The 19,025-nt window shown below is 71.3% G+C and carries 17 protein-coding genes; 6 read left to right on the forward strand and 11 right to left on the reverse strand.

Going from position 1 to position 19,025, the window contains the following annotated elements:
* Positions 1 to 79: 79 nt before the first annotated feature.
* The 5 genes from IE325_RS02695 to IE325_RS02715 all read left to right on the forward strand — a co-directional run bounded on the left by IE325_RS02695 (position 80) and on the right by IE325_RS02715 (position 6,190).
* Complete coding sequence (locus IE325_RS02695) at positions 80 to 1,462, forward strand: protoporphyrinogen/coproporphyrinogen oxidase (protein WP_190067990.1); 1,383 nt, start codon at positions 80 to 82, stop codon at positions 1,460 to 1,462.
* A 58-nt stretch (positions 1,463 to 1,520) separates the two neighbouring features.
* Positions 1,521 to 2,405 (forward strand): 4-hydroxy-tetrahydrodipicolinate synthase, encoded by an 885-nt coding sequence (gene dapA, locus IE325_RS02700; protein WP_190067991.1) that lies wholly within the window; start codon positions 1,521 to 1,523, stop codon positions 2,403 to 2,405.
* Between the two features lie 71 nt (positions 2,406 to 2,476).
* Positions 2,477 to 3,979 carry an aminobutyraldehyde dehydrogenase gene (locus IE325_RS02705; protein ID WP_190067992.1) on the forward strand — a complete coding sequence of 501 codons (1,503 nt, stop codon included), beginning with the start codon at positions 2,477 to 2,479 and terminating at the stop codon, positions 3,977 to 3,979.
* 168 nt (positions 3,980 to 4,147) lie between these two features.
* Positions 4,148 to 5,572: a Gfo/Idh/MocA family protein gene (locus IE325_RS02710; RefSeq protein WP_190067993.1), complete on the forward strand. Its 1,425-nt coding sequence runs from the start codon at positions 4,148 to 4,150 to the stop codon at positions 5,570 to 5,572.
* A 108-nt stretch (positions 5,573 to 5,680) separates the two neighbouring features.
* Positions 5,681 to 6,190, forward strand: coding sequence for a DinB family protein (locus IE325_RS02715; protein WP_190067994.1), 510 nt, complete (start codon positions 5,681 to 5,683; stop codon positions 6,188 to 6,190).
* 30 nt (positions 6,191 to 6,220) lie between these two features.
* Here IE325_RS02715 and IE325_RS02720 read toward each other — a convergent pair whose 3' ends face one another.
* The 9 genes from IE325_RS02720 to IE325_RS02760 all read right to left on the reverse strand — a co-directional run bounded on the left by IE325_RS02720 (position 6,221) and on the right by IE325_RS02760 (position 15,571).
* Entirely contained in the window at positions 6,221 to 6,730 is a 510-nt protein-coding gene (locus IE325_RS02720) for an O-acetyl-ADP-ribose deacetylase (RefSeq protein ID WP_190067995.1), read from the reverse strand.
* Positions 6,731 to 6,770: 40 nt separating this feature from the next.
* Positions 6,771 to 7,955 (reverse strand): cytochrome P450, encoded by a 1,185-nt coding sequence (locus IE325_RS02725; protein WP_190067996.1) that lies wholly within the window; start codon positions 7,953 to 7,955, stop codon positions 6,771 to 6,773.
* Positions 7,952 to 9,340: an alkaline phosphatase family protein gene (locus IE325_RS02730; protein WP_190067997.1), complete on the reverse strand. Its 1,389-nt coding sequence runs from the start codon at positions 9,338 to 9,340 to the stop codon at positions 7,952 to 7,954. Before IE325_RS02730 ends, IE325_RS02725 begins: the two co-directional genes overlap by 4 nt.
* Positions 9,337 to 10,497 (reverse strand): metabolite traffic protein EboE, encoded by a 1,161-nt coding sequence (gene eboE / locus IE325_RS02735; RefSeq protein WP_190067998.1) that lies wholly within the window; start codon positions 10,495 to 10,497, stop codon positions 9,337 to 9,339. The genes IE325_RS02730 and eboE overlap by 4 nt, the downstream gene beginning before the upstream one ends.
* 7 nt (positions 10,498 to 10,504) lie before the next feature.
* Positions 10,505 to 11,368: a TatD family hydrolase gene (locus tag IE325_RS02740; RefSeq protein WP_190068495.1), complete on the reverse strand. Its 864-nt coding sequence runs from the start codon at positions 11,366 to 11,368 to the stop codon at positions 10,505 to 10,507.
* Positions 11,365 to 12,021: an EboA domain-containing protein gene (locus IE325_RS02745; protein WP_190067999.1), complete on the reverse strand. Its 657-nt coding sequence runs from the start codon at positions 12,019 to 12,021 to the stop codon at positions 11,365 to 11,367. The genes IE325_RS02740 and IE325_RS02745 overlap by 4 nt, the downstream gene beginning before the upstream one ends.
* Positions 12,022 to 12,083: 62 nt before the next feature.
* Positions 12,084 to 12,935, reverse strand: a complete 852-nt coding sequence (locus IE325_RS02750; RefSeq protein WP_190068000.1) for a sugar phosphate isomerase/epimerase family protein — start codon at positions 12,933 to 12,935, stop codon at positions 12,084 to 12,086.
* Between the two features lie 34 nt (positions 12,936 to 12,969).
* Positions 12,970 to 14,013: an SCO3242 family prenyltransferase gene (locus tag IE325_RS02755; protein ID WP_190068001.1), complete on the reverse strand. Its 1,044-nt coding sequence runs from the start codon at positions 14,011 to 14,013 to the stop codon at positions 12,970 to 12,972.
* Between the two features lie 145 nt (positions 14,014 to 14,158).
* Entirely contained in the window at positions 14,159 to 15,571 is a 1,413-nt protein-coding gene (locus IE325_RS02760; RefSeq protein WP_190068002.1) for a phytoene desaturase family protein, read from the reverse strand.
* A gap of 97 nt (positions 15,572 to 15,668) precedes the next feature.
* On the opposite strand from IE325_RS02760, the gene IE325_RS02765 reads away from it, so the two are divergent.
* The gene (locus tag IE325_RS02765; protein WP_190068003.1) at positions 15,669 to 16,271 is read left to right on the forward strand and encodes a hypothetical protein; all 603 of its coding nucleotides are present in this window, start codon (positions 15,669 to 15,671) and stop codon (positions 16,269 to 16,271) included.
* On the opposite strand, the gene IE325_RS02770 is transcribed toward IE325_RS02765, so the two are convergent.
* Both IE325_RS02770 and IE325_RS02775 read right to left on the reverse strand, forming a co-directional pair.
* Positions 16,207 to 17,052, reverse strand: a complete 846-nt coding sequence (locus tag IE325_RS02770) for an inositol monophosphatase family protein (protein WP_190068004.1) — start codon at positions 17,050 to 17,052, stop codon at positions 16,207 to 16,209. The genes IE325_RS02765 and IE325_RS02770 overlap by 65 nt on opposite strands.
* A 117-nt stretch (positions 17,053 to 17,169) precedes the next feature.
* Positions 17,170 to 18,981, reverse strand: a complete 1,812-nt coding sequence (locus IE325_RS02775) for a gamma-glutamyltransferase family protein (RefSeq protein WP_190068005.1) — start codon at positions 18,979 to 18,981, stop codon at positions 17,170 to 17,172.
* Positions 18,982 to 19,025 lie beyond the last annotated feature (44 nt).

Genomic DNA, 19,025 nt, shown 5'->3' on the forward strand with positions numbered 1-19,025 from the left:
CCATCCACAGCACGCACACCCTCGGCGGGGCTCCCCGCCCCGCCGAGCACCACACCCGTGAATCCGCAGGAGGGCATCGATGAAAGACGTGGTGATCGTGGGAGGCGGTATCGCGGGACTGTCCGCGGGCTGGCGACTGCGGCACTGGGACACGCTCCTGCTGGAGTCCGAGTCGCGGGTCGGCGGCCGTATCCGCTCGGAGCGCCGCGGACCGTACTGGCTCAACTGGGGCGGCCACGTCTACGCCGGCGGCGACTCGGCGACGTCGTGGCTGCTGAACAGCACCGGCGTCGACGCGGCACCGGTGCCCGGCTCGCTGGCCGGGCTGTCCATGAACGGCAGGCTGCTGCTCAAGGGCCGGGTGGAGAGCTACCCGTTCCGTATCCCGATGTCGACGCAGGCGCGGGTGGGCATGGTCAAGGCGGGCGCCAAGGTCGCGCTGCACGTGGCGCGTTACGCCCGGATCGTGCAGCGGCGGCGCGGCGAGTCCGAGGCCCAACGCCAGCAGCGGATCTACGACTTCATGAACGACCGTTCCTTCAAGGACTTCATCGGCGATCTGCCCGAGGACGCCGAGGCCCTGTTCAAGCCCACGGTCACCCGTTCCTCCGCCGACATCGACCAGCTCTCGGCCGGCGCGGGCGTCGGCTACTTCAGCCTGGTGTGGAACATCGGGGCGGGACTCTCGCAGAGCATCCTCGGCGGCCCCTCCACCCTCACCGAGAGCATCGCCGCGGCGCTGGCGTACCGGGTGCGGCTCGACGCGACCGTCGACGAGATCGTCCAGAAGAAGGACCGCGTCGTCGTCCGCTACCGGCAGGGCGGCGTCGAGCGGGAGGTCGAGGCACGCTACGTCGTGCTCGCCACCCCGGCCACGGTGAGCCACCGGATCGCGGTGGATCTCGACCGCGACGTCCGCGAGGCCCTGTCGAAGATCGTGTACGGCCCCTATGTGAGCGCCGCGTTCCTCAGCGACGAGACCGGCCGTCAGGTCTGGGACGGCGCCTACGGCATCGCCGCGCCGAAGCGGTCGTTCGCCGTGGCGCTGAACATGTCGAACGTCGTGCACGGCTATGCGCGGGAGCGGCGGCCCGGCAGCAGCTTCATGACCTTCTCGCCGGGCGGTCTGGCGCGCGAGCTGCTGGAGCACGACGACGACAAGATCCGCCGGATCCACCTGGACGACCTGGACCAGGTCCTGCCCGGTTTCGCCGACCATGTCGTCGAGGCCGAGGTGCAGCGCTGGCCCACGGGTGCGCCGTACTGCTTCCCCGGTCGCGGCAGGCTCCAGCAGACGCTGACCCGGCGCAGTGGCCGGGTGCTCCTGGCCGGTGACTATCTCGGCACCCTCTACACCGAGACCGCGATCCAGACCGGTCTGTCGGCCGCGCAGGAGGCCCGGAGCCTGCTGGCGAGCGAACGGCAGTGCGCGCGGCGCGACTTGACGCCGGTGGCCCCGTAATCCCGTATCCGCCGCCTCCCTGTTCACCCTTCGCAGCTTCACCTGAGGAGATTCATCCATGTCGGCACAGCTGAGCGGTGTCCTGACCGCCCTCGCCACCCCGTTCGCCCCGGACGGGGAGATCGACGAGAAGACACTGCGCCGCCTGGTCGACCGCAGCATCGACGGCGGGGTGGACGGCGTCGTCGCCTGTGGCTCCACCGGCGAGTTCGCGGCGATGAGCGCGGCGGAACGGCGCCATCTGATCGAGACCGTCATCGACCAGACGGCCGGCCGGGTGCCGGTCGTCGCCCAGACCGGTGCGCTCAGCACCCGGGAGGCGGTCGAACTCTCCCGGCACGCGCAGGCCGCCGGGGCCTCCGTACTGATGGTGGTGGCGCCGTACTACGAGCCGCTCACGCTCGACGAGACGCTGCGCTATCTGCGGACCGTCGCCGATGCCGTGGACATCCCGATCATGCTGTACAACCTGCCGGGGGCGACCGGCGTCAACCTCTCCCCCGACACCGTCGGCGCACTCACCCGCGAGGTCGAGAACATCCGGTACATCAAGGACACCAGTGCCGACATGGCGCAGGCCGGGCAGCTGATCCACCGTCACGGCGATGTCATCTCCACGTTCGTCGGCTGGGACAGCCTCCTGTTGCAGGCGGTCTCCGAGGGTGCCGCCGGTGTCATGGCGGGGACCGCGAATGTGATGCCCGCCGAACTCGTCTCGATCCACCGCGCGTTGCGCGCCGACGAACTGGACCGTGCGCGGGCCGAGTGGGCGCGGATCTATCCGCTGATGGACGCGATCATGTCCGCCCCGTTCATCCCGGCGGTCAAGGCGGCCCTGGACGCGGCCGGATTCCCGGTCGGCGGTCCCCGTGAGCCGCTGCTCGGCCTCGACGCCACGACGAACGCCAGGATCTCCGCGCTGGTCCAGGCCCTGCGGCCGTGACGTCACCCACCGAGCGAGACCCGAACCCGCCTGTCCCCTCCCACCCGACCACACCCAGGGAGTCGCTGATCATGACCACCTCCACTACGGCTTCGGTTCGCCGCGCGGTGGACGCACCGCCCTTGATCACGGCGGCCGACCTCCCCCCGCTGCGGCAGTTCATCGACGGCGAGTTCGTCGACGGAGCGTCCGAGCGCCTCATCGATGTGATCGACCCGAGCTCCGAGGACGTCGTCGCCCGGATCCCGGAGGGGACCGTCGAGGAGGTGGACCGGGCGGTCGTCGCCGCCGTGGCGGCCAAGGAGCAGTGGGCACGGCGGGTCCCCAAGGAGCGTTCCGAGATCCTTCACTCGATCGCCGACCGGGTGGCCGGGAACACCGAGTTGCTGGCCAGGCTGGAGTCGGCGAACACGGGCAAGCCGCTCGCGGTCTCCCGGGACGACATCGGCCAGACCGTCGACACGTTCCGCTTCATGGCCGGGGCGGTGCGCGCGGCCACCTCCCTGGCCGCCGGCGACTACGCCGAGGACCACCTCTCGGTCGTCCTGCGCGAACCCCTCGGCGCGATCGGTGTGGTCACCCCCTGGAACTACCCCCTGCTCATGGCGGCGTGGAAGATCGCACCCATCCTCGCGGCCGGCAACACCGTGGTCCTCAAGCCGTCCGAGCAGACCCCGCTGACGACGCTGAAGTTCGCCGAGCTGGTCGCCGATCTGCTGCCGCCCGGCGTGCTGAACGTGGTCAATGGATACGGCCCCGTCGTCGGCGCCCGGCTCGCCGAGCACCCGGACCTCGACATGATCGCCCTGACCGGTTCGGTCGCCAGCGGCCGTGCCGTCGCCCGGGCCGCCGCCGACACACTCAAGCGGGTCCACCTCGAACTCGGCGGCAAGGCCCCGGTCGTCGTCTTCCCGGACGCCGATCTGACGGCCGCCGCGCAGGCGCTGCGGGTGGCCGGGTTCTGGAACTCGGGCCAGGAGTGCGGCGCGGCGTGCCGCGTCCTCGTCCATGAGTCGGTCGCCGGGGAGTTCGTCGAGCAACTCGCGTGTGAGGTGGGCGAGTTGGTGGTCGGCGAGCCGCTCGCCGGTGATGACGTCGAGGTCGGGCCCATGGTCTCCAAGGCCCACTTCGAGCGGGTCACCGGGTACCTGGAGCGGGCGCGGAAGGAGGGGATCCGCGCGGCCACGGGAGGCGGACCCATCGACGGACCGGGCTACTTCGTGGCCCCGACCGTCCTGACCGACGTACCCGAGGGAGCCGAGGCCGCCCGCGAGGAGATCTTCGGCCCGGTCGTCACCGTCGAGACCTTCACCGACGAGGACGAGGCGGTACGCCGCGCCAACGACGTCCCCTTCGGCCTCTCGGCATCCGTGTGGACGGAGAACGCGCGCCGCAGCCACGCCGTCGCCGCACGCCTCGACTTCGGAACCGTCTGGGTCAACTCCCATCTGGTGCTGGCCAGCGAGGTCCCCTGGGGCGGCTTCAAGGGATCCGGCTACGGCCGGGACCTGTCGATCTACGCGCTGGACGACTACTCCCGCACCAAGCACGTCATGCACAACCACGCCCGCTGACCATCCGTCAAACACCCGCTGATGATTGATCGTGCTCGGAACAGCATCTCTACGAGCACATATTGACATGACACTTCACAGCCTCCAGAGTCGTGCCCCGAAAGTCACCACAGTCACGACAGTGCACCGGCAGTGATGCAAGCCACCCCACCGAGGAGTGTTGCCGTCATGTCCGAAACACCCGCTGTCTCACGCCGACTGCTTCTGGGCGGTGCCATGGCCACCGGCGCGCTCGCGGCCGGGATGACCGCCACGGCGCCGGCCGCGACCGCCGCGACCGGGCCGGCGCCACGCCGCCGGCCCGGTCAGAAGTCGATGATCGGCGTGCCCTTCGAGGTCCACAGAACCGTCCGAGTCGCCGTCATCGGGCTCGGCAACCGCGGCGGCGGCATGGTGATGAGCTGGGCGGCCGTCCCCGGCTGCACCGTGACCGCCGTCTGCGACATCCGCGCCGACCGCGCCCGCAGCGCCGCCGACCGGCTGGTGAGCAAGGGCGAGCCCCGCCCCGCCGAGTACGGCGGTTCGGCCGACGCCTACGCGCGGATGCTCCGGCGCGACGACATCGACCTGGTGTATGTGGCCACGCCGTGGGAGTTCCACTACGAGCACGGCAGAGCGGCGCTGCTGAGCGGCCGCCACGCGGTGGTGGAGCTCCCCGTCGCGACCGAACTGCGCCAGCTGTGGGACCTGGTCGACACCTCCGAGCGCACCCGCAGACACCTGCTGCTCGCCGAGAACTGCAGCTACGGCCGCAATGAACTCGCGATGCTCAGGATGGCCCACGCCGGTGTGTTCGGAGAGATCACCAACGGCCATGGCGGCTACCTCCACGACCTGCGTGAACTCCTCTTCTCCGACACGTACTACACCGACTCCTGGCGGCGGCTGTGGCACACCCGCAGCACCGCGTCCCTCTACCCCATGCACGGGCTGGCCCCGATCGCGGCGGCCATGGACATCAACCGCGGCGACCGTATGACCACCCTGCGCGCCACCGCGACCGCGCCGAAGGGGCTCGCCGACTACCGCGAGCGCAACATCCCCCGGGACCATCCGTCCTGGAAGGAGACGTACATCAACGGCGACCTGGTCACCTGTCTCATCGAGACCGAGCGAGGCCGGGTCATCCGGGCCGAGCACGACGTGAGTTCGCCCCGCCCGTACAGCAGGATCAACACGCTCGCCGGGAGCCGCGGGATCGTCGAGGACTACGCCGGGCCCGCCCCGACCGGCGCGCGCGTCTATCTCGAACCGGACCACGCCGGCCACACCTGGCGCGACTTCGCCGACTACGGCAAGGAGTACGACCACTGGCTGTGGCGGAAGGTCGGCGACGACGCCGCGAACAACGGCGGGCACGGCGGTATGGACTACGTCCTGCAGTGGCGCACCGTCCAACTGATGCGCGCTGGTCTCGTGCCCGACATCGACGTCTACGACTCGGCCGCCTGGTGCTCCGCGGTCCCGCTGAGCGCGGCGTCCCTGGCGAGGGACGGCCGCCCGGTCGAGATCCCGGACTTCACGCGGGGCGCCTGGTCCGCCCGGCGCCCGGGGCTCGACTCCAGCCCGACCGACATGCCGCCCGTGCGCTGAGCCGCTCGCCGAGCACATTTGCCGATACCGCAAGAGGGCGTGCGGGCCGTGCGGTGGCTGGCGAGACTGAGTGCTGACCGACGCCGGCAGCCGCAAGGGGAGACCACCGTGTCCAGCACCACGCGCCGCACCCGCCGCACCCGTCACCGCGACACCCCGCCGCCCCGGACCGGCGGCAGCGAGCGCGAGGTCCTTCGCGGCTTCCTCGACTACCTCCGGACGTCGATGGCCGCGAAGGTCGACGGCGCACCGGAGCCACGGGTACGGACCGCCGAGGTGCCGTCGGGCACGAACCTGCTCGGTCTGCTCAACCATCTGACGTACGTGGAGCGTTCGATCTTCCTCGGGGAGGAGGTCACCGACTGGAAGGCGACCTTCGAGGCCGCGCCGGCCGACAGCGTGGCCGATGTCGTGACCCGCTACCGCGATGCGGTCCAGCGTGCCAACGAACTGCTCGACGGATGCACCGATCTCGGCGCCCCGGTCCCCCGGCCGAGGCCGGGCCGCCCCGCCCCCAGCGTCCGCTGGGCAGTCACCCACATGATCGAGGAGACCGGCCGGCACGCGGGCCACGCGGACATCCTCCGGGAACTGATCGACGGCTCGACGGGCCGCTGACCTGAGCGGCCGCCGCGTCACGCGGCGGGATCAGTCGAGTTGCCGGGCGAACACCTCGTACGCCGGCTCGTCGAAGAGAACGAACCGCACCTCTTCGACGCCGGTCGAGGTCTCCCGCACGGTCTCCAGCGCGATACGTGCCGCGTCCTCCATCGGCCACCGGTAGACGCCGGTGGAGATAGCGGGGAAGGCGACCGTGCGCGCCCCCAGCTCATCGGCCACCCGGAGTGACTCGCGGTAGCAGGAGGCGAGCAGCTCGGAGCGGTCCTCGCTCCGGCTGTACACCGGCCCGACCGTATGGATCACCCAGCGGGCGTCCAGGTTCCCGGCGGTCGTGGCGACCGCCTGCCCCGTCGGCAGGCCCTTGCCGTACCGGGAGGCCCGCAGGTCACGGCATGCGGCGAGGATCGCGGGGCCGCCGCGTCGGTGGATGGCGCCGTCGACTCCTCCCCCGCCCAGGAGGGAGGAGTTGGCGGCGTTGACGATCGCGTCGGCGGACTCTCGTGTGATGTCGCCCTGGACGAGCCTGATGGTGGTCATGGCTGCCTCTATAGCAGCCATGACCACCGATTACCGATCATTACCAGGCGACCGGCAGCGACCGCACTCCGTGGACCGTGCTCGTCGACAGGGCGAGCGAATCGGGCGGGGCGGTCATGCGCAGCGCCGGGAGCCTGCGGAACAGGGTGGACAGGCCCAGGCGGAGCTCGGCGCGGGCCAGCGACTGGCCGATGCACTGGTGCAGACCGTGTCCGAAGGCCAGATGGCCGGAGGCGTCACGGCGGACGTCCAGGGCGTCCGGGTCGGCGTACGTCGAGGGGTCGCGGTTGGCGGACTGCAGCGCCACCACCACGCCCTCTCCGGCGCGGATCCGCACCCCGGACAGCTCGACGTCCTCCATGGCGACCCGCCGTATCCCCGAATGGATGACGGTCAGATGGCGCAGGAGCTCCTCCACCGCCCCCGGCCACAGGGAGTCGTCGGCGCGCAGTGCGCCCAGTTGGGTCGGGTTGTGCAGCAGGGCGATCACGGCCAGCGGGAACATGTTCGCCGTGGTCTCGTGGCCCGCCAGCAGGAGCAGGGAGACCATGCCGGTGGCCTCGTCGAGGGTGGCCTCGCCGGTCGCCACGCGTTCCGTGGCCAGCCGGGAGATCAGGTCGTCGGCGGGGTCCTGGGCGCGCCGGTCGATGAGGGCGCGCAGATAGCCGTAGAGCGCCATGCGGGCGGACATGGCCTCCGCCGGGTCGCCGGCGACGCTGGTGAGGGCGTTGGACTTCTCGCGGAAGAAGCCGTGGTCCTCGTAGGGGACGCCGAGAAGTTCGCAGATGGCGAAGGTGGGGAGGGGGAGGGCGTAGGAGGCCACCAGGTCGGCCTCCGTCGCACCGGCGTCCGTCATCGCGTCCAGCAGGTCGTCGCAGATCCGCTGGATCGCGCCCTCCATCTGCTCGATGCGCCGGAAGGTGAAGTCGGGGATCAGCATGCGACGCAGCCGGGTGTGGTCCGGCGGGTCCATCTGGTGGAACAGGCCGGGGGCCTGCGGGGGCGCGCCCGGGCGGGTGTGGGGGAAGTTCGGGTGGTTGGCGTCGGCGCTGAAGCGGGAGTCGGCGAGGACGGTACGGGCGTCTTCGTGGCCAGTGATCAGCCAGGGGCTGTTGTCGCCCCAGATCGTCACCCGGCGGATCGGAGCCTCAGCCTGCCACTTGGCGTACTCGGGGGCCGGGTCCAGCAGCGGGCGGATGGTGGGAAGGGACGGGTGGGTCGTCATTTCTCGGTTCCTTCGTCGTTCAGGCCCGCGAGGCCAAGGAGCAGGGACTTCACCTCGGTGGCCGCATACGCCTCCCGCGCCCGCTCGGGCTCCGAACACAGCAGTACGGGGCCGTCGGCGGGGTCGGCGGGCAGCCGACCGTGGCTGCCGCGCACGCCGGACGGGTCCAGCGGCACGGTCTTCAGCCGGTACCGGAAGCCGAGCTTCTTGCGGGCGACCTGCCCGACGGCGCGCAGCTTCACCGCGGGGACCGTCTCGTCGTAGAGCAGCTCGGCGGGGTCGTAGCCGGGCTTGCGGTGGATCTCGACCTGACGGGCGAAGTCGGGGGCGCGGTCGTCGTCGAGCCAGTAGTAGTAGGTGAACCAGGCGTCGGGGTCGGCGAGGGCGACGAGTTCACCGGAACGTTCGTGGTCCAGACCGTGGACCGCCTTGCCCTCCGCGTCCAACACCCGATCCACACCGTCGAGTTCATCGACGAGCTTGGCGACCGCCTCGGTGTCGGCCGGGTCGCGCACATACACATGGGCGACCTGGTGGTCGGAGACGGCGAAGGCGCGGGAGGTCCATGGGTCGAGGTACTCCATGCCGTCCTGCGTGTAGACCTCCAGCAGCCCGGCCCGGCGCAGGGCGCGGTTGATGTCGACGGGGCGGGAGGCGGGGGCGATGCCGTACTCGCTGAGCGCCACGACGGTCGCGCCCTCGCGCCGGAAGTGGTCGAGCAACGGGCTGAGGGCGGCGTCGAGTTGGCGTGCGGCCTGGATGGTCTCCGGTGAATCCGGCCCGGAGCGCTGGGGCTCGTAGTCCATCTGCGGGATGTAGACGAGGGTGAGGTCGGGGCGCTTCTCGTCGAAGATCTGGCGGGCGGCGGCCAGGATCCACTGGGTGGAGGGCATGCCGGCGTTGGGGCCCCAGTAGGTGAACAGGGGGAACGGGCCGAGCCGGTCGACGAGTTCGTCGTGCAGGGCGGGCGGCCAGGTGTAGCAGTCGGGTTCCTTGGCGCCGTCCGAGTAGTAGATGGGGCGCGGGGTGACCGTCCAGTCGACGTCGGCGCCCATCGCGTACCACCAGCAGATGTTGGCGACGGTGTAGTCGGGGTTCGCCTTGCGGGCCGTCTCCCAGATCTTCTCGCCGCCGACGAGGGCGTTGTGCTGGCGCCAGAGCATGACTTCGCCGAGGTCGCGGAAGTACCAGCCGTTGGCGACGGCGCCGTGCGTGGACGGGGGTTCGCCGGTGAGGAGGGTGGACTGGACGGTGCAGGTGACGGCGGGGAGCACGGTGTCGAGCCGGGACTGGAAGCCGCGTTCGCCGAGGGCGGCGACGGACGGCATGTGCTTCAGGAGCTTCGGGGTCAGGCCGACGATGTCGAGTACGACCACGCGGTTCATGAGGGGTCCTCCTTGAGGCCGAGGCCGGTCAACCGGTCGCGGGCCCAGGCGAGTTCGGCGGCGATGCCGCCGGGCAGGTCGGTGGGGGGTTCGGGCAGGACGGACCAGGTGTAGGTCTCGACCTCGATGTGGTCGCAGTGGGCCGAGGCACCGCCCAGCAGACCGGTGAGGACCTGGTCGAGCTGGGCGGAGGTCGTACGCAGCGGGGGTTCGGGCTCGGTGTGCAGCGGGGCGTGGAAATGGACGCGCCAGGAGCCGCCGTCGGTGTCGGGCAGCCCGCCGTCGAGGGCCTCGGGAAGGTCATCGACCCCGACGACACCCCCGTCCGTGACCGTGCGCGTCTGGTGCAGGAACCGTGGTTCGGCGAGCCGGTGCAGGGCGGCGCGGGCGGCGGGGTCGGCCGGGTCGGTGGCCTCCACCGCGCAGGACGCCTGGAGCTTGACCACGGGCATCCCGGCCTCCGCGAGCCGCCGCAGCGCCTCGGCCGGTTCCTCGAACTGGACGGCGAGATGGCAGGCGTCGAGGCAGATCCCGAGCCGGTCGGAATCGAGTCCGCCGAGCTCACGCACGGCCTGGGTGGTGGTCTCCACGACACACCCGGGTTCCGGTTCGAATCCGACGCGGATACGGCGTCCCGTCCACGACTCCAGCGAGGCGAGCCCGGCGGTGAGCCGGTCCAGGGCGCGACGGGCCTCCTCGGCGCAGGCACGCTGCCACGGGGTGCGCCAGGCGAGCGGCAGGGTGGAGACGCTGCCGTGGTCGACGTCGTCCGGGAGGAGGGCGGCGAGGACGCGGGCGCAGTCCAGGGTGTACTTCAGCCGGGCCTCGTCGGCCCAGTCGGGCAGGTACACGTCCTTCTTGACGACCTCGCGATGGAACCCGGCGTAAGGGAAGGCGTTGAGGGTGACGGTCTCCAGCCCGCGCACCCGCAGCTCACTCTTCAACCGCTCCAACGCCCCACCATCATCGGCGAGTTCACTGACCACGGGCTGCGCCAGCCACAGCCCGATGCCGAGCCGGTCGACGCCGAGGCGCTCCCGCACGGGCTCGGCGTAGTCGGCGAGCTGGGCGATCACGCCCTCCAGGTCCTCCGCCTGGTGGACGTTGCTGCAGTAGCCGAGGTGGACGGTGCTGCCGTCGGGATGCCGAAAACGCATGGCACGCTCACGCTCCCCCGCGCCGTATGGAGTTGCCCTGGAAGGTGGCCGCCTCGTCCGGCTTGGGATCCTCCAGCTCGAGCCGCCCGCTCTGCCCGTAGAAGGCGACGGGATTGCGCCACAGCACCTTGTCGACGTCATCGTCGTCGAACCCGGCGGCGAGCATGGCGTCGGCGGTCTTCCGTGTCTTCAGGGGATCGGAACGCCCCCAGTCGGCGGCGGAGTTGACGAGCACCCGCTCGGTCCCGTGCTCACGGAGGATCTCGACCATGCGGTCCTCGCTCATCTTGGTCTTGGGGTAGATCGAGAACCCGGCCCAGCAGCCGCTGTCGAGGACCATGCCTACGGTGAGCTCGTTGAGATGGTCGAGAACGACGAGCTCGGGCGCGATGCCGGACTCCCGCACGACATCGAGGGTGCGCCGCGTCCCGGTCGCCTTGTCGCGATGCGGGGTGTGCACCAGGGCGGGCAGCTCATGTTCGATGGCCAGCTGGAGCTGCCGGGCGAGCGCCTCGTCCTCCTCCGGGGTCATCGAGTCGTAGCCGATCTCACCGACGGCGACGACGCGGTCCTTGGCGAGATAGCGGTCCAGTTCGTCGAGGACCGGGAGGCAGCGCGGGTCGTTCGCCTCCTTCGGGTTGAGCGCGATCGTGCAGAAGTGCTGGATGCCGAACTGGGCGGCCCGGTGCGGCTCCCAGCCGAGCAGCCCGTCGAAGTAGTCGTAGAAGCTCTCGGGCGAGGTGCGGGGCTGCCCGAGCCAGAAGGCGGGCTCGACGACGGCACGCACCCCGGCGGCATACATGGCCTCGTAGTCGTCGGTGGTCCGGGAGGTCATGTGGATATGGGGGTCGAAGATACGGGGCACGGTCAGCCCTCTTCCTTGAGTGCGTGCTGGAGTTCTGCTCGGCCGCCGATGACGTCCGGGAAGGCGAGGACGAGAGGTCGGATGTCCGGGGGTACGGCCCGCCCCGCGACGATCCGCTCATGCGCGAAGTCGGCCAGCATCCGGGCCAGTTCGCGGTCGGCACGGCTGTCGAGCCCGCTGACCCGGTCGAGCGGGATCTCACAGAAGACGCACTTCAGTACGGCCTGCCGGTACTCGGCGTCCGCGAGGTGCGCGGCGGCGTACGGGCCGAGGGCGGCCTCGATCAGCGTGGTGTCGTTGCCGCGCAGGGTCTCCCGCACGAGGGGCAGGGCGAGGTCGCCGAGGTCGAGCAGCGGCAGGGTTCGCAGGATCGCACGCTGTTCGGCAGGGTCGCCGTGCCGATGGAGGAGGGTCACCTCGTCGGCGAGGGGCTGGCCGCGCAGGGGCAGGGCGATGAGCAGTACGGCGCGGGCGGCCTCGTCGACGGTCCAGTGTTCGGTGAGACGGCCGTGGCCGCAGCGCCGTCGGGCGGCGGGGAAGAGTCGCCGTAGGGCGGCGGGTTTGGCGGCGACTTTGGTGGTGCTCTCGTCCAGCCAGGCGTGGGCGGTGGGGTCGAGGGCGGTTCGGGGGTCGGGAGGGGAGGCGGTGGTGACAGCCATGGGGACAACTTCCGGTTCCGGAGAGATGACGAGCCAGGGAAGTGAGGGGTGGGGACGGTGTCCTATGCGACCGCGCGCCGCAGGAACTCGATGGATCGGCGGGCGACCTCGGGCGCGTCGAGCGAGCCGCCCTGGATCTCCACGGAGACGAGGCCGGAGTGCCCGAGGTCGCGCAGAGCGGCCAGCACGGGCGGGAAGTCGATCTCACCGGCGCCGAATTCGAGATGCTGATGCACGCCGCGCCGCATGTCCTCGATCTGCACGTTGCGCAGCAGCGGCGCGGCCAGTCGCACACAGTCGAGCACGGGCCGTTCCTCCACGCAGTGCGCGTGCCCGACATCCAGAGTGATCCCGAACAACGGGTGCCTGTCGACGAGTTGGGCAAGCCGCAAGCAGCGCTCGACGGTATCGACGAACATGTACGGCTCGGGCTCGAAGGCCAGCGCCACCCCGTACTTCTCGGCGCTCTCCAACACGACCTCGATACCGGACGCGAGCCGCTTCCACACATCCTGCTCCGGCAGCCCGTCCGGCGCGGGCCCGCTGCACAGATGGACGGTGGGCGATCCGAGGTCGGCGGCGATCCGCAGTGCGCGGCGCAGCAGATCGACCCTCAGCTCGGCGCCGTCCGACATCAGCGTGGGCAGATGCTTGCCCCAAGGGTCGAGGAAGTAGGGCGCACCGGTCTCCACGGTGATGTCCAGCCCGTGCCGGGCGAGTTGCCGGGCGAGGGCGGTGACACGGCGGGGCAGGTCCTCGGCGTACGGGTCGAGGTGGTTGTGGTCGAGGGTGAGGGCGACGCCGTCATAGCCGAGGTCGCCGAGAACGGCGAGGACATCGCTGAGCCGGTGATGGCTGAACCCGTTGGTGCCGTAGCCGAATTTCAGTGGGGGTGGAGTGGGGGGAGGTCTCATGGTGCTGGGTTCCTCACACGGAGGTGGGTAGGTCTCAGGTGGGGGATATGCGCCGGGCGAGCCGCCGAGCGAGGGGATGAACAACACCGAGGGCAGCGGCAAGACCGGGCGCCCCACCACGAGCGGTGAGCGCCGCTTGGAGGGGCATGAGTCCGAGGATTCCGGCACCGACGGCGCGTTGTACGTTCTCGGCCGAGGGCTGGCGCAGGGCGCGGACTTGGGCGGTGCCGTAGGTGCCGAGGTAGGCGAGAGCGCCCGCGGCAGCGACGAGCTTCTTGGAACGAGCGGCGCCGGCAACACCCTTAAGGGGCGCGGGGCTGTGTCGATTTGCGGCTCCGCCGCGGGGCGCGACCAGCCCAGACGGCACCGCACCCGACAACGCACCCTTCGCGGCACCCCGCCCAACCGAAAGGCCGGTAGCAACCGCAGTCACCGCCGACACAGCCAGCGTCGCCGCAGGAACCCGAACCGGCGCCCCACCGACCTCATACCGACTCAACGCCATCAACGTCCCGGTATGAACACCGACCAGCCCCGCCGGCACGGCCGCCCGCCGAAGCGCACCCCCGACCGACCCCGCACCGCGCCCAGGCACAACCGCCCCGGCCAACACGTCCACAACCCGAGCCCCCGCCATGGCAACCCCGCCCCACGGCGTGGACTTCAGCTTCAGGTCATACGCCCACACCAGCCCGGCCAGAGGAACCGCGGCGCCCACACTGCGCCGACCCCCCGCCACCGCGGCAAGCCCAAGCCCCGCCACAGTCAGCCCCCCAGCCACAGCAAGCGCAGCCCGCCGAGGAACCCGCCCTGACGGCACAGGCCGATCCGGCCGCTCGACGGAGTCCACCGTCGCGTCGGCATAGTCGTTGAGGGCCATGCCGGCCCAGTAGAGGCAGACGGAGGAACCGATCACTCCGAGGGTACGGGCGTTCAGGGGGCGTCCGGCGGCGGCCGCTCCCGCGATCACGTCACCGGGGACACTCAGCGCGGCCGGCGCTCTGACGAGCAGGGCGAGGTCGGCGAGGCGCACGGCAGACCGGGATCCGAAGCGGGCAACCGCTTTCCGATCTTTCATGGCGGCACCCTACTCGCGGCAGTTCGGCATTCCGGTACCTACCCCCCGGTAAGAGGAGTGACAAAGAAGACACGAAATTGTTCTTACCGCAGGGCCTGAACTGACGGTAAACGTGGGTCGTTTGAGCGGCTTCACCGCTCCTGCCTCACGGCTCCTGCCGCAGCCGCCGCCACACCGCCTTGGCCGCGTTGTGCCCCGACATGCCGTGCACGCCCGGTCCGGGCGGGGTGGCCGAGGAGCAGATATAGACCGCCGGGTGCGGGGTGGTGTAGGGGAACAGTGAGAGCTTGGGGCGCAGCAGGAGCTGGATTCCGGAGGCCGCTCCGGAGCCGATGTCCCCGCCGACGTAGTTGGCGTTGCGGATGGCGAGTTCGGCCGGGCCGGCCGTCGCGCGGGCGAGGACGAGGTCGCGGAACCCCGGTGCGAAGCGCTCCAGTTGGCGCTCTATGGCGTCCGTGAGGTCACCGGTCCAGCCGTTGGGCACATGGCCGTACGCCCAGAAGACCTGCTTGCCCTCGGGTGCCCGGCCGGGGTCGGCGACACCGGGCTGCACCGTGATCATGAACGGCTTGTCGGGCGCCCGGCCCTCCCGGGAGGCGGCGCGCAGCGCGGCGTCGATCTCCGCGGTGTTCCCGCCGATCTGCACGGTGCCCGCACGACGGGCCTCCGGCGCGGTCCACGGCACCGGGCCGTCCAGCGCGTAGTCGATCTTGAAGACACCGGGGCCGTAGCGATAGCCCTCGTAGTAGTTGCCGAAGCCCGCGATTCGCGCCAGGGCGGTGGGCGAGGTGTCGAAGATGTAGGCGCGCGCGGGCGGCAGGTCGTCCAGTCGCTTGACCTCGTAGTCGGTGTGGACGGTGCCGCCGAGGTCCTTCAGATACGCGGTGAGGGCGTCGGAGATCGACTGGGAGCCGCCGCGGGCCACGGGCCAGCCGCGGGCGTGCGCGGCGAGGGCGAAGACCAGGCCGATGGCGCCGGTGGCGAAGCCGTCGAGCGGGGCCATGACGTGGGCGACGAGGCCTGAGAACAGGGTCCTGGCCCGCTCGTCCTTGAAGCGCCGCATCAGCCAGGTGGCCGGGGGCAGCCCCGCCAGGCCGAACCGGGCGAGGGTGACCGGGTCCCGGGGGAGCGCGGTCAGCGGCAGGGACATGAAGTCGCGGGCCAGGGTGTCCCACTTGGCCAGGAACGGCTCGACCAGTCTGCGGTACGGGCCCGCGTCTCGTGGGCCGAAGGAGGCGGCGGTCTCGGCGACGGAGCGGGACAGCACGGCGGCGGTGCCGTCGGTGAAGGGGTGGGCCATCGGCAGGTCGGGGTGCAGCCACTCCAGGCCGTAGCGGTCGAGCGGCATCGCGCGGAACGCCGGGGAGTTGATGCCGAGGGGGTGGGCGGCCGAGCAGGGGTCGTGCCGGAAGCCGGGGAGGGTCAGCTCTTCCGTGCGGGCTCCCCCGCCCACGGAGTCGCGTGCCTCGAACACGGCCACGGAGAAGCCGCGGCGGGCAAGCTCCACGGCAGCGGTCAGTCCGTTCGGCCCCGCACCCACCACGACCGCATCGAGCATCGACGGCACCTTCGGACTCCTTCGTCAGCCGATGGCCATTGAAGGTCAGGATATGCCTGGGTACTGACAACGCCGGGGCGTGGGTAAAGTCCGCCGGGTGACGCACCGCTTCCGCTTCCATGTGCCCGAGGACGACATCTGGCACTGGTTCGAGGTGGGGGACACGGGCCGGGTGATGCGGCAGATCTCCTTCCGGGGACCCGCCGGTGTGCCCGTGGTGGCCGTCGAGACGGCCGAGCTCGCACTGACCCGGCAGGCGTGCGGGGACTGGGGTGTGCGGCTGTACGCGGTGGTGTACGGAGTGCCGTCGCGCGAACCGGTCGCGGAGCCCTCGGACGCGCTGACGGTTCAGGGGCGGGACTTCGACCTGGCGTGGGGCCGTGCCCGCTCCCACCGGCAGTGCGAGGTGCGCCATGACAGCGGCCCCCTGCCCGTCGGCACCCGTCTGACCGGCACTTTCACCGTCTCACCGTGGGGTCCCGGCGTGACGGGTGTGTTCGTCGACGTCGGTCTGCCCGCGCCGGGCTTCGTGGATGCCGCGGTCCTCCTGCGAGCGGGGTGTCAGTGGCCCGCCGAGGGCACGCCCGCCGAATTCGAGGTGGTCGACCTGCGTGTCGGCGGCTCCCACCCTCAGATCAGGCTGCGCCCGACAGCAGTCCCGCCACCCGCCGAGCCGTGGCCGCGTCCCGCGCCGCGGTGAACGGCAGGGCATTGCCGCCGGTGATGCGGAACGGCTCGCCCGCGTGGGTGAGGTGCGCGCCGCCCGCCTCCTCGACCAGGAGGATGCCCGCGGCGTGGTCCCAGGCGGCCTCCCAGCTGAACGCGGTCGCGTCCAACTCGCCGCGGGCCACGGCCAGATACTCAAGCCCCGCCGAGCCGCACACCCGGGGTGCGACACCCTCGGTCCACAGGCCGAGCAGCTCGCGCTTCTGCTCGTCGGTCGTGTAGTCCGGGTGGGATGTGGCGACTTGGAGGTCGCGGCCGGGGTCCGGGGCACCGGAGCGCAGCCGTACCCCGTCGAGGTGGGCGCCCTGGCCCCGTATCGCGGTGGCCAGTTGGTCACGGGCCGGAGCGTAGGTCCAGGAGGCGAGGAGCACGCCGCGCTGTGCGAGCGCGACCAGCGTGCAGAAGCCGTCGTCGCCGTGCACGAACTGGCGAGTGCCGTCGACGGGGTCGACGATCCAGACCGGGGCGTCGCCGCGTATCGCCTCGTACGACGCCGGATCGGCGTGCACCGCCTCCTCGCCGACGACGACCGAGCCGGGCAGGAGGGCGCCGAGTGCCTGGGTGAGGTACTGCTCGGCGAGCCGGTCGGCGTCGGTCACCAGGTCGTGGGGGCCGCTCTTCTGGTCGACCTCGTGGTCGGCGAGCTGCTGGAAGCGGGGCATGATCTCGGCCGCGGCCGCCTTGCGGACCGCTTCCTCGACGTCGGCTGAGTACTGTGCGAGAAACTCGTCGATGGTTTCGTTGTATTCGATCACGTGTCAATGAGAACACGCCCCACTGACAAACCCCGCCCGCCCGGTGACCGCCGGATGGCACCGGCATGAATTCCAGGGGCGCTCCACCGCAGGTCAGGGCCACCCCGCCCGTGGTGCTCAGCGCCCGACCGCGTACCCCTGCATCCCCCGCGGATTCGCCGCCGCCGACAGAACGCCGGTCTCGGGATCCCGTGCCACCGCGCACAGCCGCCCCTCCGACCATGCGTCGCCGACGGTCACCTCATGACCGCGCCGCCGCAGCTCCGCCACCACACCGGCGTCCATGCGGGACTCCACGGTCACGCTGCCCGGCCGCATTCCGCGCGGATAGAAGGAACCGGGGAAGCTGTCGTTGTGCCAGTTCGGGGCGTCGATCGCGCCCTGGAGGTCGAGTCCGCCGCGGACCTGCCCGCGCAGGGCGACCGCGAGGAAGAAGTGCAGCTGCCACTGGTCCTGCTGGTCCCCGCCGGGCGTGCCGAAGGCCATCACGGGCACACCGTCGCGCAGGGCGAGGGAGGGCGTGAGGGTGGTGCGGGGGCGGCGCCCCGGTGTGAGGGAGTTCGGCAGACCCTCTTCCAGCCAGGTCATCTGCAGCCGGGTGCCGAGCGGGAAGCCCAGCTCGGGCACGACGGGGTTGGACTGCAACCAGCCTCCGCTGGGCGTGGCCGCGATCATGTTGCCCCACCGGTCGACGACGTCGAGGTGGCAGGTGTCGCCCCGGGTACCGCCGTCGGCGGAGACATCGGGCTCCGCCGGGCGCCGGGCCACCGTCGGCTCCCCCACGCCCAGCACATCGAACCCGGGATCGTCAGAGGCCACCACGCGCGCGTGCGCACACAAGCGCGGGGCACGCCCACCCGGCTCCCCTGGCCGCAACTCATGCGACGCCTTCTCCCCGACCAGCTCCCGCCGAGCCGCGTTGTACTCCTCCGACAGCAGCTCCCCCAGCGGCACCTCCGCCGCGTCCCCGTACCAGGCCTCCCGGTCGGCCATCGCCAGCTTGCAGCCCTCGATCAGCAGATGGACGTACTCGGCGGACCCGTACCGCGGCAGCTCCGGCGGGAGCAGCGCGAGCTGCTGGAGGAGGACGGGGCCCTGGCTCCAGGGTCCGGCCTTGCACAGGGTCCAGCCGTTCCAGTCGTACGTCGCGGGCGCCTCGTAGGTCGCGGACCAGCCGGCGAGGTCGGCGGCCGTGAGGGTGCCGGAGTGCCGCTCGCCGCTGGTGTCCAGGGTGGGGCGCCCAGCCTGCCGTACGAGGGCCTCGGCGATGAAGCCGGACCGCCACACCTCGCGCGCGGCCTCGATCTGCGCGACCCGGTCCCCGGCCCCGGCGACCTCGGCGAGGAGCCGCTTCCAGGTGGCGGCGAGGGCGGGGTTGCGGAACAGCTCCCCGGGGCTCGGTGCCTTGCCCCCCGGGAGATACACCTCTGCCGACGACGTCCACTCCGTCTCGAACAGTTCCCGTACCGTCTCGACGGTCTCGCCGACGCGCTCCACGGGCGCGTGCCCGTGTTCGGCGTACCCGATGGCGTACTCCAGGACCTCGGCGAGTGTCCGGGTGCCGTGGTCCCGCAGGAGCAGCATCCAGGCGTCGAAGGCGCCGGGCACGGCGGCGGCGAGCGGTCCCGTCCCGGGTACGAGGTCCAGTCCGAGGCCCCGGTAGTGCGCGACGGTCGCCCCGCGCGGTGCCACACCCTGTCCGCACAGCACCCGTACCTCGCCGCCCGCCGGGGCGATGAGGATGGGCACCTCACCGGCCGGCCCATTGAGGTGCGGCTCGACGACGTGCAGCACGAACGCGCCCGCCACGGCGGCGTCGTACGCGTTGCCCCCGCGCTCCAGCACGGCCATCGCGGACTGCGAGGCGAGCCAGTGGGTGGAGGACACCATGCCGAAGGAGCCCTGGAGGGTGGGTCGGGTGGTGAACATCGGGTCTCTCACCTCGCGGTCGACGGCGTGGATCGGTCCATCCG

The sequence above is a fragment of the Streptomyces lanatus genome, from assembly GCF_014655715.1.
GTDB lineage: Bacteria > Actinomycetota > Actinomycetes > Streptomycetales > Streptomycetaceae > Streptomyces > Streptomyces lanatus.